At 52.2% G+C, this 16,350-nt stretch carries 13 protein-coding genes; 9 read left to right on the top strand and 4 right to left on the bottom strand.

Annotated elements, in window-relative coordinates; translation table 11 throughout:
- Positions 1–6 precede the first annotated feature (6 nt).
- On the bottom strand, positions 7–993 hold the full coding sequence (locus HMPREF1548_RS06370) for a MerR family transcriptional regulator (protein ID WP_035321276.1): 987 nt from the start codon (positions 991–993) through the stop codon (positions 7–9).
- Between the two features lie 232 nt (positions 994–1,225).
- On the opposite strand from HMPREF1548_RS06370, the gene HMPREF1548_RS06365 reads away from it, so the two are divergent.
- The 6 genes from HMPREF1548_RS06365 to HMPREF1548_RS06340 all read left to right on the top strand — a co-directional run bounded on the left by HMPREF1548_RS06365 (position 1,226) and on the right by HMPREF1548_RS06340 (position 9,641).
- Positions 1,226–1,906 (top strand): response regulator transcription factor, encoded by a 681-nt coding sequence (locus tag HMPREF1548_RS06365; protein WP_025491628.1) that lies wholly within the window; start codon positions 1,226–1,228, stop codon positions 1,904–1,906.
- 85 nt (positions 1,907–1,991) lie between these two features.
- Complete coding sequence (locus HMPREF1548_RS06360) at positions 1,992–3,218, top strand: sensor histidine kinase (RefSeq protein WP_021635053.1); 1,227 nt, start codon at positions 1,992–1,994, stop codon at positions 3,216–3,218.
- 150 nt (positions 3,219–3,368) lie between these two features.
- Positions 3,369–4,562 carry a COG1470 family protein gene (locus HMPREF1548_RS06355; protein ID WP_021635052.1) on the top strand — a complete coding sequence of 398 codons (1,194 nt, stop codon included), beginning with the start codon at positions 3,369–3,371 and terminating at the stop codon, positions 4,560–4,562.
- 2 nt (positions 4,563–4,564) lie between these two features.
- A complete protein-coding gene (locus tag HMPREF1548_RS28835; RefSeq protein ID WP_083492929.1) occupies positions 4,565–5,587 on the top strand; it encodes an ABC transporter ATP-binding protein in 1,023 nt (340 codons plus the stop codon).
- Positions 5,508–6,530, top strand: a complete 1,023-nt coding sequence (locus HMPREF1548_RS06350; RefSeq protein WP_081745578.1) for an ABC transporter permease — start codon at positions 5,508–5,510, stop codon at positions 6,528–6,530. The genes HMPREF1548_RS28835 and HMPREF1548_RS06350 overlap by 80 nt, the downstream gene beginning before the upstream one ends.
- Before the next feature lie 498 nt (positions 6,531–7,028).
- Positions 7,029–9,641, top strand: coding sequence for a hybrid sensor histidine kinase/response regulator (locus tag HMPREF1548_RS06340; RefSeq protein WP_021635046.1), 2,613 nt, complete (start codon positions 7,029–7,031; stop codon positions 9,639–9,641).
- Positions 9,642–9,721: 80 nt separating this feature from the next.
- On the opposite strand, the gene asrC is transcribed toward HMPREF1548_RS06340, so the two are convergent.
- The 3 genes from asrC to asrA are packed head-to-tail and all read right to left on the bottom strand — an operon-like array spanning position 9,722 to position 12,649.
- Positions 9,722–10,789, bottom strand: a complete 1,068-nt coding sequence (asrC, locus tag HMPREF1548_RS06335) for a sulfite reductase subunit C (RefSeq protein ID WP_021635045.1) — start codon at positions 10,787–10,789, stop codon at positions 9,722–9,724.
- Positions 10,790–10,806: 17 nt separating this feature from the next.
- A complete protein-coding gene (asrB, locus tag HMPREF1548_RS06330; protein WP_035321338.1) occupies positions 10,807–11,598 on the bottom strand; it encodes an anaerobic sulfite reductase subunit AsrB in 792 nt (263 codons plus the stop codon).
- Positions 11,599–11,605: 7 nt separating this feature from the next.
- Entirely contained in the window at positions 11,606–12,649 is a 1,044-nt protein-coding gene (gene asrA / locus HMPREF1548_RS06325) for an anaerobic sulfite reductase subunit AsrA (RefSeq protein WP_021635043.1), read from the bottom strand.
- A gap of 410 nt (positions 12,650–13,059) precedes the next feature.
- On the opposite strand from asrA, the gene HMPREF1548_RS06320 reads away from it, so the two are divergent.
- The 3 genes from HMPREF1548_RS06320 (at position 13,060) to HMPREF1548_RS06310 (ending at position 16,296) form a co-directional block, all read left to right on the top strand.
- Positions 13,060–13,602, top strand: coding sequence for a V4R domain-containing protein (locus HMPREF1548_RS06320; protein ID WP_021635042.1), 543 nt, complete (start codon positions 13,060–13,062; stop codon positions 13,600–13,602).
- Between the two features lie 3 nt (positions 13,603–13,605).
- Positions 13,606–14,847, top strand: a complete 1,242-nt coding sequence (locus tag HMPREF1548_RS06315) for a sensor domain-containing diguanylate cyclase (protein ID WP_021635041.1) — start codon at positions 13,606–13,608, stop codon at positions 14,845–14,847.
- Between the two features lie 96 nt (positions 14,848–14,943).
- Positions 14,944–16,296: an MATE family efflux transporter gene (locus tag HMPREF1548_RS06310; protein ID WP_021635040.1), complete on the top strand. Its 1,353-nt coding sequence runs from the start codon at positions 14,944–14,946 to the stop codon at positions 16,294–16,296.
- Positions 16,297–16,350: the final 54 nt, after the last annotated feature.

Genomic DNA, 16,350 nt, shown 5'->3' with positions numbered 1-16,350 from the left:
CCGGCCTCAGGGCTGTTTTTCACGAAGCGGCAGCAGCAGATCCAGCTGGAAATCTTCCGGCTCCGTGTTTTCCAGCTCCACATGGTTCACATAGTTCAGATGCTCCTCCAGCATGCCGCACATATGCTCCTGATCCTTCATATCCCCGGCAAATTCATATTTTTCGCTCTGATTTGCCCAGATAAAGAGCTGTTCCCATTCATTAAAATTGCCGAAGGCAATCATATGGGCGGCATACAGGCCGCCGGCAAAATGTTTTTTGATGAGCGGGGCGGGAACCTCCATATCCTCGGGAATGGTTACCCACGCTTCATAGCCATGATAGCCTGTTTCGTCAACCGGGTTAGGATGGTTGAAGCCATAGCGGCGCAGATCGGGCTTGATTTTATGAAGCTTATTTTCCCTTACAAAGCCGTCAAGCAGGGTATTTACGTGGTTTTCAGGCTCGTCCCCCACATAGTGGGCTGCGGCAATGGCGGCGGGGGGCAGGTAGATGACCCGTATATCTGTGGGCTGCGACAGGCTGATGTTGGCCTGATTCAATTTTTCCATAGTCTGATCCTCCTTAAAATTAATGCTGACAAGGGCAAGGGATTCGATGGATTCCAGCAGAATATCGTCCTTTTCCAGGAGGCTCTGCAGCGGAAGCCCTGTGGCGTTGGCAAGCTCGTTGGCAAAACGGCTGAGAATTTCACGGATGGTGGAAAGCGCGGTGATTTCCTCGTCCAGTTCGTTGATGTTTTTCTGAAAAATCTCCACGGCTGTGGCGGCATTGGGATTTTGCAGGATAATCTTAATCTGCCGGACAGGAATGCGCAGCTTGCGCAGCAGCAGAATCCGGCGGAGGCGGCAGACGGTGTTTTCATCATAGATGCGGTAGGCGTAGCCCTCCTTCCGGCGGCTTTCGATTAATCCGGCTTTTTCATAATAACGCAGCATTCTTGTGGAAATCCCCAGGATTTTTGATACCTGGCTGATAGTCATGGGTTCCATATTTATTACCTCCCTGTAAATGCAGTATAAACTACGACACGGTGTTAAAGTCAAGGCTTTGTTACAGCATACGCCTGCCCTGTGCAGGCTGCTACACCTGGCCGGGGCTGTGGCTGTTATGCCTGGCCGGGGCTGTGGCTGCCATACCTGGCCAGGCGCGGCATTGACAGAAAAATGCGCCGACCTTACAATGGGAAGAAAGATAATTACGGAAGAGAAGGGAAGAAAAACGGTGCGTATATTGATAGCGGACGATGAAGAGGAAATGACGCAGGCGCTGTCTGCGATCCTGAAGCATGAGCATTATTCGGTGGATACGGTCCATGACGGACAGGCGGCGCTGGATTACGGCATGGCGGAGAGCTGTGACTGTCTTGTGTTGGATATCATGATGCCGGGGCTTGACGGCCTTCAGGTCCTGAAGAAGCTGCGGGAGAACGGCATTTCCACCCCGGTGCTGCTTCTGACGGCAAAGGGGGAGGTGGAGGACCGCGTCGCAGGACTGGACTGCGGCGCGGATGATTATCTTCCCAAGCCCTTTGATGTGCGAGAGTTCCTGGCGAGGGTGCGTTCGCTCACCCGCAGAGGCGGCACCTTTACGCCGCAGATTCTTACGGTTGGGAATATAAGCCTCAACCGTTCCACCTTTGAGCTGAGCAGCGGCGGGACAGCCGTGCGGCTGGGAAACAAGGAATTTCAGATGATGGAGCTTCTGATGCGCCGTCAGGGGCAGTTCATTTCCACAGAACAGTTTATGGAGCGGATCTGGGGCTACGAATGCGACAGTGAAATCAATGTGGTATGGGCATATATCTCCTATCTGCGCAGGAGGCTTGCCTCCCTGGGAGCCGATGTGAAAATAACGGCCAGCCGCGGGCGGGGGTACATGCTGGAGGCGGAGGGCGGACAATGAACCGGCCGGGCAGAGGAAGCCAAAGGGGCGGAGGAAGACATAAAAGGGCTGCGGATTTTAACGGCGTATTAACGGAGGATTTTAAATGATACAGACGCTTCGCAGAAGGTTTATTCTGACGGCAATGCTTTCCCTGATGGGGACGCTTTTTTTGATTGGGATTGCCATTAATCTGGGAAACCTGTTCCGGATTATCCGGCTGGCGGATACTGCCATTGAGCTGCTTTACCGCAATGGCGGCGCCTTCCCTCTGCCGGATGCCGTTGTCCCCAATGTGGCCGGGGGGTTCCAGATTACGGAGGAGACGCCCTTTGAGACTCGTTACTGCATCGTCTACCTCACAAAAAAGAGAGAGGTGATAGAGGTTGATATCGAGCACATTGCGGCCCTGGATAGGGATCGTGTGGAGGAGCTGGTGGGAGATATCGTAAAAGAAGGGAAGAAAAGCGGTTTTGTGGGCTATTACCGCTACCGGGTCTATGAAGAGGCGGACAAAAATACGATTGTGGTGCTGAACTGTTTTTTACAGCTCCAGTCGGCCCATAACGTGCTGCAGGTAACCCTGCTGGTGTTCCTGTGCTGTGTGGCCATTGTTTTTTTCCTTCTGCTGCTTCTCTCAGGCAGGGTGATGCGTCCCTTTGCGGAAAACATGGAGCGCCAGAAGCGTTTCATCACGGATGTTTCCCATGAGCTGAAAACGCCCCTGGGCATCATTTCCGCCAACATGGGAGTGCTGGAAATCGTAAACGGAAAGGATGAATGGATCGAAAGCACCCAGAACCAGGTCAGGCGGCTGGACAGCCTGATCAGGGATTTGATTGAGCTGGCAAAGTCCGAGGAAATGGGGAAGGCCGGGGAGCTGCGGGTTTTTAACGTAAGTGAAGCTGCCCGGAATGCGGCGGATACCTTCCGTACGTCGGCGCAGGCGCAGGGTAAACAGCTGGAAACCGCAATAGAGCCGGAGCTTTATATGAAGGGGCAGCAGGAGGCCATCCTGCGTCTGCTGACGGTGCTTCTGGACAATGCGGTAAAATACTGCGATGACGGAGGAACGGTGAGGCTGACGCTGAAAAAGAAGGGACGCCAGCTTATGCTTCGGGTTTCCAATCCCTGTGCGGATCTGGATGCTTCCCAGCTGCCGCGCCTGTTTGACCGTTTTTACAGGGCCGACAGTTCACGCTCCCGTAAGAGCGGGGGCTACGGCATCGGCCTGTCCATTGCCAGGGCGGTGACGGACGGGCATAAGGGAAAAATCAGCGCGGAATATGAGGACGGGACCGTCTGCTTTACAGTGACGCTCCCCAGGCAGTAGTTCACAAAACTTTCACATAAGATCCTGCGGACCAGGGCGGTCTGCGGGATCTTTTTTTAAGTTCATTTATACTTCGCGGGCTATAATCGGAAGCAAAGAAAAGGCGGCTTACCGCCGTTTCATAAACCGAAAGGAAAAGGAGAGAGAATTATGAAAGCTATCACAGCAACGCAGAACAAAACAGCAGCGCAGATAATAACGGCCCTTTTTATCATGGCTGTCCTGTTTTTTACCGCCGGAGGGAAAGCATCCGCCGCTGGAGGGCTGCAGATGAGCACGGGCTATCCGGGCATGACGGTAAATGCAGGGGATGATCTGAGCTTTTCCCTGGATTTTTCCAATACCACGGGAGCGGGGATGGCGGTATCACTGGAAACGGTTTCCCTTCCTGAGGGCTGGGAAGGTTATTTTACAGGCAATGGAAGCGAAGTGAGCCAGGTCTATGTAAAGAGCGGCGACAATGCGGGGGCGGCCGCCTATTCCCTGTCCATCCCGGACGATGCGGCCAGCGGAGATTACGAGGTGGTGCTGCGGGCCTTTGCGGGCGCGGAAGCAGAGGATACGCTTACATTAAAGCTGAAGGTTGCGGCGGAGGAAATCGGAAGCAGCAGCTTCGAATCCCAGTATCCGGAGCAAGAGGGCGCATCCGGAGCCAGCTTCAGCTTTGAAGCTTCCCTGGTGAACAACAGCGCGTCCCAGCAGAACTACAGCTTTTCCTCCAATGCGCCTGCCGGCTGGACGGTGAGCTTCACCCCTTCCGGAGAGAGCAGCCCGGTGAACAGCATTACGGTGGAGCCGCGCCAGAGCCAGACGATCACAATCGGCGTGACGCCCTCCGTGGATGCGCAGGCCGGGGATTATACCATTTCCTGCTCTGCAGTTTCTGCGGGAGAAACGTTGAAAACAGATCTTAAGGCGACGATTACGGGAAATTACTCCCTGGATGTTTCCACGCCCAGCGGCAGGCTGAGCACCGAGGCGTATCCCAACAAGCAAAAGGAAATTACGCTGAAGCTGACCAATAACGGCAATACGGATTTGAAAAATGTCAACCTTACAGCAACCACGCCGGACGGATGGAGCATGAGCTTCAGCCAGCCTGCGGTAGAGGTCATCGAAGCGGGCGCTTCCGTTGAAGTTACGGCCAGACTGACACCCGGAAAGGATGCGCTGTCCGGTGACTATGTGGTGACAGTAAAGGCGGCCGGCTCCGAAACCTCAGATACAGCGGAATTCCGTATTTCCGTCAAGACGGAAACGGTATGGGGGATCGTGGGAGTTCTCCTGATTGTCTGTGTATTCGCGGGCCTGGGCTGGGTATTCCATAAGTATGGGAGACGATGATTATGGAAGATACAATCATTAAAATAGAAGGGCTGACCAAGCGCTACGGCAGTATTACCGCGGTGGACAGTCTGTTTCTGGATATCCGGCGGGGCGAGGTATTCGGCCTGCTGGGGCCCAACGGCGCGGGGAAAACAACCACAACCCTGATGCTTCTGGGGCTGACGGAGCCTACGGCCGGAACTGCCTTCATCGGAGGCTTCGACTGTACCCGGAACTCCCTGCAGGTAAAAAAAATTACCGGTTATCTGCCGGACAATGTAGGCTTTTATCCGGATATGACGGGCCGCCAGAATCTTCGTTTCACCGGCCGCCTGAACGGCCTGGACGGGGAAGCGCTGGAAAAGCGGATTGAGGAGATGCTAAAAAAAGTGGGCATGTGGGAAGCCGCAGACCGGAAGGCGGGCACCTATTCCAGAGGAATGAAGCAGCGGCTGGGGATTGCGGATGTGCTGATGAAGGATCCACAGGTAATCATTATGGACGAACCCACATTGGGAATTGACCCGGAGGGTATGCGGGAGCTTCTGGGGCTGATTCACAGGCTGGCAAAAGAGGATAAGAGAACCATCCTGATTTCCTCCCATCAGCTGCACCAGATTCAGCAGATCTGTGACCGGGTGGGCATTTTTGTCAAAGGGAAACTGATTGCCTGCGGCTCCATAAACGATCTGGCGGTACAGCTGCGCAGCGCAGGCAATTATGTGCTGGAGCTTGAGGCATGGCCCAACGACAGGGCACTGGAACGCCTGCTGGCCGGTATGGAGGGCGTTAAACGGATTACCCGGGAAAACGGAATGCTTCTTGTGCATTCGGACAGGGACTGCCACACTGCAGTGATCACGGCGCTGCTTACCAATGGCTATGATATGCGCAGGCTGCGCCAGCGCGGCGGTGATCTGGATGAAATCTACAGTAAATACTTTGAAATGGCAGGTGAACAGTATGAAGGCTATACAGATAAAAGAAAGACTTTCAGGGACGGCATCAGGAGCGCTGTCAAAGCTAAAATCGGAAAGAGATAACAGCTCCATGCACGGCCTGCTGGTGCTGTTTCGCAAGGAACTGACGGATCATCTGAAAAGCGCCCGGTTTCTTTTGATGCTGGCTCTTCTGACGCTGACGAGCATGGCAAGCCTTTACGGCGCGCTGGGCAGTGTCCGTGATGCCGCGACGGAGAGCAGCGAATTTATTTTTTTAACGCTGTTTACCACAGGAGGAAAATCCATTCCCTCCATCTCCACCTTCCTGGCCTTTTTGGGGCCGCTGGCAGGTATCGTCTTGGGTTTTGACTGTGTGAACAGGGAACGTTCGCTGGGAACGCTGAACCGCCTGACGTCACAGCCCATTTACAGGGATGCAATCATTAATGGGAAATTTATGGCAGGCTTTGCGGCCGTTTTTATGATGGTGTTTTCCCTGGGGATACTGGTGAGCGCCATCGGACTGCTTGCCATCGGGCTTCCTCCGTCGGTTGAGGAAGTGCTTCGTATTACGGCGTTTTTGCTTTTTACGGTATTTTATATTTCCTTCTGGCTGGGGCTGTCCATTCTGTTTTCCGTTTTGTGGAGACATGCGGCGACAGCGGCCCTGGCGGGAATCTCCATCTGGATTTTCCTGTCCTTTTTCATGAGTATGGTGGCGGGAGCGGTTGCCGATCTGGTCTATCCTACGGAGGGCATAGAAGGCATGTTCCATATGATGGATAATTATAACCTTCAGCTGGGACTGAACAGGATTTCCCCTTATTATCTGTTCGGGGAGGCGGCGGCCACCATTTTAAATCCCAACATCAGGAGCATAGGCGTAATCACCAATTCCCAGCTTTCAGGCGCCATTGCGGGATATCTGCCCTTTGGGCAGAGCCTGCTTCTCGTCTGGCCCCATCTGGTGTGTATGGTGGCGCTGACGGCGGTATGTTTTGCACTGTCTTATATTGGGTTTATGAGGCAGGAGATCAGGGCATAGGACAGATGTATATAAAAATAAAGAGAGGCCTCCGCAGTCACGGGAGCCTCTTTTTTAACGCCCGGCTGAACATGGGGGATTATCCGGCCGCAGGGGGAGCCGCCATATTCATATTTCACGGGAAGAAGAGTTAAGCTGGGAATCATGGAATAATCCTGCGTCAGAACCCTTTCCATGCATTTTCCGCCAGCTGCTTAATGAGATGGCAGACAGGGGAAACGAACAGCCTGCCGTCCTCATTTCATTTCCGAATTTGCGGATACTGTCAAAGGAATCAGCCATTCTGGCCAAATAAACACAGTTTTTTGCACTTAAAGGCGGAAAATAATTGTGACCCTTGTGATTTGAAAGGGTCTATGTTATATTTACTGAGAGATAAACTTTGATAAAGTACAGTATTAACAGGGACCGGAGCCTGGATCAGACTGCAACGCTGTACCGGAGCAGACAGAAGGAACGGATTTTAATTGAGGGTATCCTACAAAGGAGTATAGCACCATGAACGTTTCCAAGAGAAAAAATTCCAAATTAATGCTGGCTGGGATTACGGGGATCTGCGCTTTGGCAGTCCTGCTTACCATAGCCGGCATTTTGTCTGTACGGCGGATGCAGAATACCGCAACCATGATTTATGAGCATCCCTACACAGTGTCCAATGAAGCACGGGCCATGCGGTCAAGGCTTTTGGACATGAAGGGTTTCATAGCCACCCTGCTGGCAGACACCAGGGAGGATCCCGAACAGCTCGCCAGCAAACTGGAAGAGCGCTATGAAATGCAGGAAGAATCCATAGGCATTATCACGCAGAAGTACCTGGGACCGGAGGAGGATACGGCTGCCTTAAAGGAGGCCATGCAGGCTCTGGAAGATGCGCAGGAGGAAGCCGCGGCCGATGTTTCCGGAATGACTGAAGAGGAAATCCTCCAATATGTGGATGAGAAGCTGCATCCTAAATATGATGCTGTAAATGACTGCCTGATTACTATTATTGCGTTTGCGGATAAAAAGGTGCAGGGACTGGAAAAGGTATCGGCGGATACCGCCAGTATGACTGTGGCATCCCTGGCACTGCTGACCATTGTGCTGCCTGCTTTTTTCCTGGGCCTGATGCTGCGGGAAAGAAGGGGGATACAGGAGATCAGGTACCGGGAGCGTCTGTTTGACATACTTTCCACCAATGTGGACGATATCTTTTTTATTTATAATAAGGAAAAGGATAACCTGGAATATATCAGCTCCAACCTCTGTCGGATCACCGGCATTGAAAAAGAAGCCTTTGATCTGGCCCCTGATTATATGGAGCAGCTGATCCTGGAAGAAGATAAGCCTGCCTACAAAGAATTCCAGCGCCAGGCAGGTTCCGGGACTTCCAGGGTAGTGGATCTGCGAATCAGCTTTGTCCCCGGGGAAATCAAATGGATGCGGCTGCAGCTGTATCCGGAAAGCGTAAAGGGCAAGGTAGTGCGCTATGTTATTTCCCTGTCGGATCAGACGGAAAGCATGAAAATCCAGCAGGCGCTGAAGGATGCCCTGCTCAATGCGCAGAATGCCAATGCGGCCAAGCAGAATTTCCTTTCCCGCATGAGCCACGAAATCCGTACACCCATGAATGCGATCATCGGCATGACCACCATTGCAGGCGCCTATATTGAAGACCGCGGCCGCGTGGAGGACTGTCTGGAAAAAATCGGTTATTCCTCCAAGCATCTGATGTCACTGATTAACGATGTGCTGGATATGTCCAAAATAGATGAAGGAAAAATGACCATTGCCCATGAGGTATTTAACCTGGAAAATGTAGCGGAGTCCATCACCTCCATCATCTATCCCCAGGCGGCGGCCAAAGGGCTGAAATTCACCATGCCCCTGGTGGATCTTACCGAAACAGTCCTGAAGGGAGATTCCCTGCGGCTGAACCAAATCCTGCTGAACCTGCTGTCCAATGCGCTTAAGTTCACGCCGGAGGGCGGAAAAATCAGCCTGGAAATCAGACAGCTTCGGAAAAAAGACGGAAAGGTGCGGCTGCGCTTTACGGTGAGTGACGACGGCGTGGGTATGAGCAGTGAGTTTATGGACCGGCTGTTCCTTCCTTTTGAGCAGGAAAGCGCTGTGACCGGGCAGAAATACGGCGGAACCGGCCTGGGAATGTCCATTACCAAAAACCTGGTGACCCTGATGGGCGGAACCATCACCGTGCACAGCCAACAGGGAGAAGGCAGCTCCTTCATGGTGGAACTGGATTTTGATATTGCTGAGAGCGAAGAAAAAAAGACGGCAATCGGCGAACAGGAGCTGGCTGCGCTGAAGGTGCTCATAGCGGATGATGACAAAGACAGCTGCATCCATACCTCGCTTCTTCTGAAGAATCTGGGGATCGTGTCAGACTGGGTGCTTAACGGAACGGATTGTGTGGAAAAGGTGCGTATTTCCCACAGGACCGGGGAGGACTATGACGTCTGCCTGATTGACTGGAAGATGCCGGATATCGACGGTGTGGAGACAACACGCCGGATTAGGGAGTTTGTAGGCCCGGATACGCTGATTATCATCATCACTGCCTATGACTGGTCCTCCATTGAGAAGGATGCCAGGGCGGCAGGGGCGAACGCCTTTTTATCCAAGCCAATCTTTGAGTCCATGCTTTATAATGTGCTGCTTTCAGCCACCGGGATTGACAAAACGGTGAGATTCCAGCTTTCCCAGATGGAAATAAAGCATCCGGAGCTGGAAGGACGCTGCATCCTGCTGGCGGAGGACAATCTGCTCAATCAGGAAATCGCTGTGGAATTGTTGAGAATGAGCGGAATTGAAGTGGAATGCGCCTGTAACGGCAAGGAAGCGGTGGACAAGTTCCTGATGGAACCGTTAAAATATGACGCCATCCTTATGGATGTGCAGATGCCGCTGATGAATGGCTATCAGGCCACGGAGCTGATCCGCCGGGCAGAATGTCCCAGGAGCGCTACGATCCCTATCATTGCAATGACGGCGGATGCGTTCCATGAGGATATGGTCAAGGCTGCCGCATCGGGAATGAATGCCCATATGGCCAAGCCGATAGACCCGGAGCAGCTTTACCATCTGCTTAAGGAAAAGATTTTGAAAGAGTAGGAACGGCCGTATATTTGATAAAAATAAGCCCCCCGGAGAGTTTCCGGAGGGCCTTTTTATGATTAGGGCAATGCCGTTCCCTATTCCTGGGGGCCGGCAGTATGGTGCATGGAAAGGGGTTTTACATTAAAGTTGGAACGATACTCCGTCTCCTGCCAGAAGATATCCTCCGCTACCAGACATTCCGGGTTTAATGTAACACCGTCAAGCATCAGCTCCTTGAACTTTTTGTAGCCGGCGCGGTCAATGAGGTGGCCGCCGTGGAGATATTCGGGCTTGTAGTTCATTACCCAGGCGGAGAACTTCTGCCAGTTTCCAAGAACGCTTAATACCACATCCTCAGTGGCCCAGTTGAGGAACATTTTTCCTGTACGGGGTGTCTGACGGCCGGTGCGTCCTCCCAGGATCACGCGGTAGAACTTGGTTTCCTGACGTGTCCAGGCGCTTGCAGGACAGGCTCGTACGCATTCTCCGCAGCCCACGCAGCAGCAGGTGTCCTTTTCTATTTTCCCGGTATCCTCGTTGAGCTTGAGAACCCGGGTGGCTCCCTTTTCACAGGCCCGGACGCAGGCGCCGCAGCCGATGCAGCGTTCCGGGTGATAGGTCATGCGGGCGGTGCCGATGATGCCGAAATCGCATATATGCGCCTTATTGCAGTCATTGGGACAGCCTGCGATATTGATTTTGATATGATAATGGCTGGGGAAAATGAGCGGTTCAATTTTCCTGGCCAGCTCAAAGGTGTTGCAGTTGCCGCATATACAGTGGTAATTGCCCACGCAGGCGGTGATGTTACGGGCGCCGATGGTGGGATAGCCTCCCTCCGGATCCCACTCCTGGGGCTGTCCGGCAACCGTGTCCATATCCACGTCACACAGAGAGGTATCCACCTCTTTTATGTAATCCTCCAGATAGGCGTTGACCGCAGGAATATTCTCGTACCGGATTCCCGTAATATCAAAGGTCTGGCGGGTGCCGAAATGGAAATTGCCGTCACCCCAGGTGTTGGCGATGTGTTCCACCGTGCTGAGGTACTTCGCATTGATCATCCCGCCGGGCACACGCATCTGCAGCATGAATTCCCCCGGAACCTTTGACTGGCGGAAACAGTTCAGCCGTACCTTTTTAATGTCTATATCTTGATTCATCGTTTTCCACTCCTTCCTCAGTCCACCAGATTGCGGGCAACCGTATAAGGGAACACCGGGCCGTCCAGGCACACATAAACCTCATCGATCCGGCAATGGCCGCATTTGCCTACCGCACAGGACATTTTACGCTCAAAACTCATCCAGATGTTTTCCGGCGCCACGTCGTTTTTCAAAAGCTCAAGCCCCGTAAATTTCATCATCGGAGGCGGCCCGACCACAATCACGGCGTAATTTCCGTCAAAGGAAGCAAAAGGTATTTCCTTTACGAATTCGGTTACAAGACCGGTGCGCCAGCCTTCCTTTTCGCCGGTATCCAGCGTATAAATTGTATGGAACGTTTTCCTCCACTCTTCCAGGTCATTGTGAAAAACAATGCCGGATTCATCCTTAAAGCCGCTGATCAGATGGATGTCCGGAACGAAGCCGGGCGTCTGCGCGCACATGCGCAGCAGGGAACGGACAGGGGCGATGCCGGTGCCGCCGGTAATGACAACGAGATGCTTCCCGGCAAATTCCTCCACAGGCCAGCCTTTTCCGTAAGGGCCGCGCAGGAAGAGCGTGTCTCCTGCTGTTTTATGAAAAATGGAATCGGTCACCTTGCCTACCGAACGTATTGTGAATTCCAGCCAGTCATCCCCCTGGGCGGAAACGGATATGGGAGCCTCGCCGATTTTAGGGATGGAAAGCTGCATAAACTGTCCGTGCGAGGGTTTGGCATCCGACTGTACCCGGAAGGTCCACTCATGCTCGCTTTCCCTTGTTACGCCCAGAATTGTGCAGGGCTTGGGCTGAACGGGATTTATCATCATAATGTCACACTCCTTTCCGGGCCATGTCGGCCTTGATTTCTTCCACGGCGGCATTCATCTTATTTACCGTTGCGGAGATGGAAATAAACTCCGGACAGCGGTTCGTGCAGCGGCCGCAGCCAACACACATATGGCTTTCTTTAAAACGGGCCTTATAATCATAAAATTTATGTAAAACCTTGAAACGCATCCGGTCGCCCGGGGTAGAACGCAGCTCCCGCTGTCCCGCCATCTGATCAAAGCCCTCTATCTGGCAGGAAGCGCTGACGCGGCGGCGTTCGCCGACCTCCGGATTATCTCCGTAAATTACGTCCCGCGTGGTAAAACAGGTGCAGGTGGAGCAGGCTACCGTGCAGCTGCCGCAGGAGATGCAGCGGGAATCGAATTCCTTCCACATAGGATGCTTTTTCAACGCCTTGCGCACCTCAATGTCGCTTAAATCAGGCGGCGTCACCTTTAATTCATTTTCCTCCACAAAGGCAGGCGTATAGTCTTCCTGGGGCATTCCGTCAAAATAAGGGGCAAAGCTTTCATCCTCCACACCCACGACAACGCCCTCCGGTGAGAAGCGCAGGGCAATGGCGTAATCATCCGTCCGGTTCGTGCCCATGGAAACACAGAAGCAGGTATCGTCACCGCCGCCGCATTCCATCAGGGCGAAGGTCACCAGCTCCCTCATCCGGGTATAGTAAAAATCATCATAGCCGCCGTTGCCCGCATATATCCTGGCCTGGATCTTCTGCGCATTGATATCGCAGGGCCTTGCCAGAAGAAGAATCGGTTTTGCGGCCACCTTGCTTGCCCGGTATTCATCCTCTGTAAAATAGAAGATAGTCTGTTGAATCGGAGTAAGAACCTCCTTGGCGGGGTAGTCTGATTTCACATCCCATACGATGTCGGAAAAACGTTCCACCTCGGCGTATCGAACAATATCGGTATCCGAATAACGTCCCTGCTTGGGAAAACGTCTGGGTGCGAAGACGCGGTAATCCTTCCGGAGCTTCTCCAGAACCGCGTCAGCCTGTGTGATATTGAGCGAGTAACCCATGCTGCTGACCTCCTTAATTCCCGCAGACAACGATCCGGATAGATGTGATAACATCTGGCCGGAACCTGCTGTGAGGGTCCATTGCCTCGCAGCTTGCTGCGTATCATGTTTGATGGACTTTTTTGTAGCGGTACTGATTTAATTTTAACACCCTTCTCTTATGATAGATAATGATTAATAATTATCGAATCATAAATTAAACTTATGAGTTGAACACGCCGGACATGCAGAAACTTTTTCCGTAACTGTCCGGACATCTGAATTGTTACACTTTTTCCCTTTTATACGTGCATAAGTGACAATTTTTCTTTCTTTTGTGATATAATCTTTAAATGTATATAAAAAGAAAGCTTGCGTTGAATTGCTGCGGCTAAGAACGGAAAAATACGGGACAGAGGAGGAAAGGCAGTATGGCAGAGAACGTTTTTCTGGAGAACAAAAGAAAGCTCAGCCTGACTGAATACATGAATTATAATACCAACGACAGGGGAAATCTGGGGGATCAGCTCCCGGTGGCCGTATACAGGCTTATGGAATATTCCATACGCGAACAGCTGGCGGAACAGCTGGGGGAAGAGGAGCAGGTGCGTATTTTCCGAAAGGCCGGTTTTAAGGCCGGCGCCTATTTCGCGGAGAACATACTGGATATATCCCTGCCGCTCAACGCATTCATAGCGTCGCTGCAGTCCAAGATGGAAGAGATGAAAATCGGCGTCCTGCGGATAGAAAAATTCGATGAAGAAACAGGAAGGATCATGCTTACCGTATCGGAGGACGCGGACTGCTCCGGCCTTCCGCTGCTGGGGGAAACGGTATGTAATTATGATGAAGGCTTTATCGCCGGTATTTTATCCTCTTATACGGGAAAAGAGTATTCTGCCGTGGAGGTTGATTGCTGGGCGACAGGGGATCGTGTATGCCGGTTCCGTGTGGAACCGGAAGAGAAGAGGTAGGAGATGGAAAAGGATAATTGTGAGCTGCTGTTTGAATACCTGAGAAGTATTCTGTATGATCAGCAGATCCATGCGCTTGATGTCAAGGAGCTGGACGAGCCTTATCAAAAGCTTGGGAAGGGGCTTGCATTCCTGCAGCAGGCGGTGGAGGAAATGCTCGCGTATACGGAAGACCTTTCCCGGGGCAATCTGTCCGGGGCTTATCCGTCCCGGGACAATTTCCTGTGCGTTAATCTGAAAAATCTCCATGCCAACCTGAATCATCTGACCTGGCAGGCAAAGCAGGTGGCGAGCGGGGATTACTCTCAGCATGTTTCCTATTTGGGAGAATTTTCGGAGGCCTTCAATACCATGACGGCCCAGCTGAAGGAGCGGGAGACACAGCTGAAGGAGGAAGCCCAGAAGGTCCAGAAGCGGGCGCAGGTCATTGAGGAATATAATGATCTGCTTGTGGAGATGACGCGCAGAAGGAAAGAATGGATTGTGGTGGTGGATGCACAAAACAGGGATATTGTTTACTGCAACAAGAGAAAGGATGAAAAGCGGATCGATCCTGAGTTCTGTGAAAAATGCCGGCACAGGCTTTCCTTCAGAAATGATATTTTGAACTGGCAGGACAGCGAACAGTATAAGGTATGGGAGGCGGGAGATGAGGAGCAGGGATATTACCGCATCACAACCTTCCATATAGAATGGCGGGGACAGAATGCCTATGCCCATATCGTGGTGGATATTACCGATGAAAAGCAGGCGGCCAACCGCCTGAACAGCAAAGCGTATATGGACCCGGGCACCGGCATCCATAACAGGCTGTTTTTTGATGAATATATGGAAAGCGTGCTGGAGGAGGGCAGGGAAGTGACTCTCTGCTATCTGGATCTGGACGGCCTGAAATATGTAAATGACCATTACGGACATAACCAGGGGGATAATTATATCCGCAGCTTTGTTTCCCTTATGAAAAGTTCGGTCCGCTCCACGGATATTTTCGCCAGGATCGGCGGGGATGAATTCTGTGTGGTGATACCGGAGGTGGAGAAGGAAACGGCGGAGAAGAAGTTTGCGGAGCTTCTGGAGCTTTTTGTGGCGGAAAACAAAGAGGAGTATCCGGTGAGCTTCAGCTACGGCGTAGTGGAAATCAGGAGAATTGGAAAACGGATGACGCTGGAGGAGATTATCAAAACGGCGGATGCGCAGATGTATGAATGCAAAAGGCGGAACAAGGAGCGGTATCCCAGGGGCTGAGAAGCCGCCCTTCCGGCAGTGGATATATTTTTTATTCCCAGGTTCTTTTTAATACGTAAGAATAATAATAAAAGAAAGTAAAAACAGAAAAAACTTATGAAACGGAAAGCAGACACTTCATTTTACAGAAAATTTTTAACTATCTATGTGGCTCTTGTACTGCAGAATGTGGTAACTCTGAGCGTTAACCTGGCAGACAATATGATGCTTGGCTCCTACAGCGAAACGGCGCTGTCCGGCGTGGCGGCGGTGAACCAGATCCAGTTTATTTACCAGCAGCTGCTTATGGCCCTGGGAGACGGGCTTGTTATTTTCTGCAGCCAGTACTGGGGAAAGCGGCAGACGGAACCAATGAAAAAGATTTCGGCAACGGCCATGCATGCGGGCCTGCTGATCGCGATACTGCTGTTTGCGCTTGTCAGTATTTTCCCGCGCCAGGCGGTGGGGATTTTTACGACAGAGGAGAGCATCATCCGTGAGGGCGTAAGCTATCTTTCCATTATCCGCTTTACCTATCTCTTTTTTGCTGTCACCCAGATTCTGCTGGCCACGCTGCGCAGCGTGGAGGTGGTGAAAATCGCCTTCTACCTTTCGGTGATGACGTTTTTTGTCAACTGCGGAATCAATTACGTGCTGATATACGGCCATTTCGGTGCGCCGGAAATGGGGGCCGCGGGTGCGGCGATAGGGACGCTGGCGGCGCGTATGACGGAGCTTGTAGTACTGATTATCTACATTATCAAAAAGGAAAAGCAGCTGCATCTGAGCATTCGCAGCTATCTGCAGCATGACCGTGTCCTTTCCGGGGATTACTTCAGAGTGACGGCGCCCATGCTGGTGGTGCAGGGGCTGTGGGGCGTGAATACCGCGCTGCAGACCGTCATCCTGGGCCATATGACTGCGGCGGCCATTGCAGCAAACAGCGTTGCCTCCACTATTTTTATGATGGTCAAGTCCATGGCTGTGGGTGCGGCCTCCACCGCTTCCATCATCATCGGGAATACGATAGGTACGGGGGATATCGCTCTGGTAAAAAAATATTCCGGAAGGCTGCAGCGTATTTTTGTGGTTATCGGCCTGGTGTCAGGGCTTCTTCTGTTCCTTATCCGGGTGCCCATTCTGCAGCTGTATGATCTGTCCGCCTCCACCAAGGAGATGGCCAATACCTTCCTTATCATACTGAGCGTTGTGGTCATCGGCATGTCCTACCAGATGCCGACCAACAACGGCATTATCCGCGGAGGCGGGAACGCCATGTTTGTTGTGAAGATGGATCTGATCAGCATATGGGGAATCGTGATACCGCTGTCATTTGTCATGGCCTTTGTGGTGAAGGCTTCGCCGGCGGTAGTGGTCTGCTGCCTGAATGCGGATCAGATCTTCAAATGCATTCCGGCGTTTCTGGAATCCCATTATGGGAACTGGATTCGGAAGCTGACAAGGGAATAGCGGGGATCCGGCAGGGCCGTGAAAACATTATAAACATTATTAATAAGGAAAAGA

The sequence above is a fragment of the Clostridium sp. KLE 1755 genome (assembly GCF_000466465.2).
Lineage (GTDB): Bacteria > Bacillota > Clostridia > Lachnospirales > Lachnospiraceae > Eisenbergiella > Eisenbergiella porci.
Note: the sequence above shows the minus strand (reverse complement) of the source record. Positions and strands in the feature narration are given on the sequence as shown.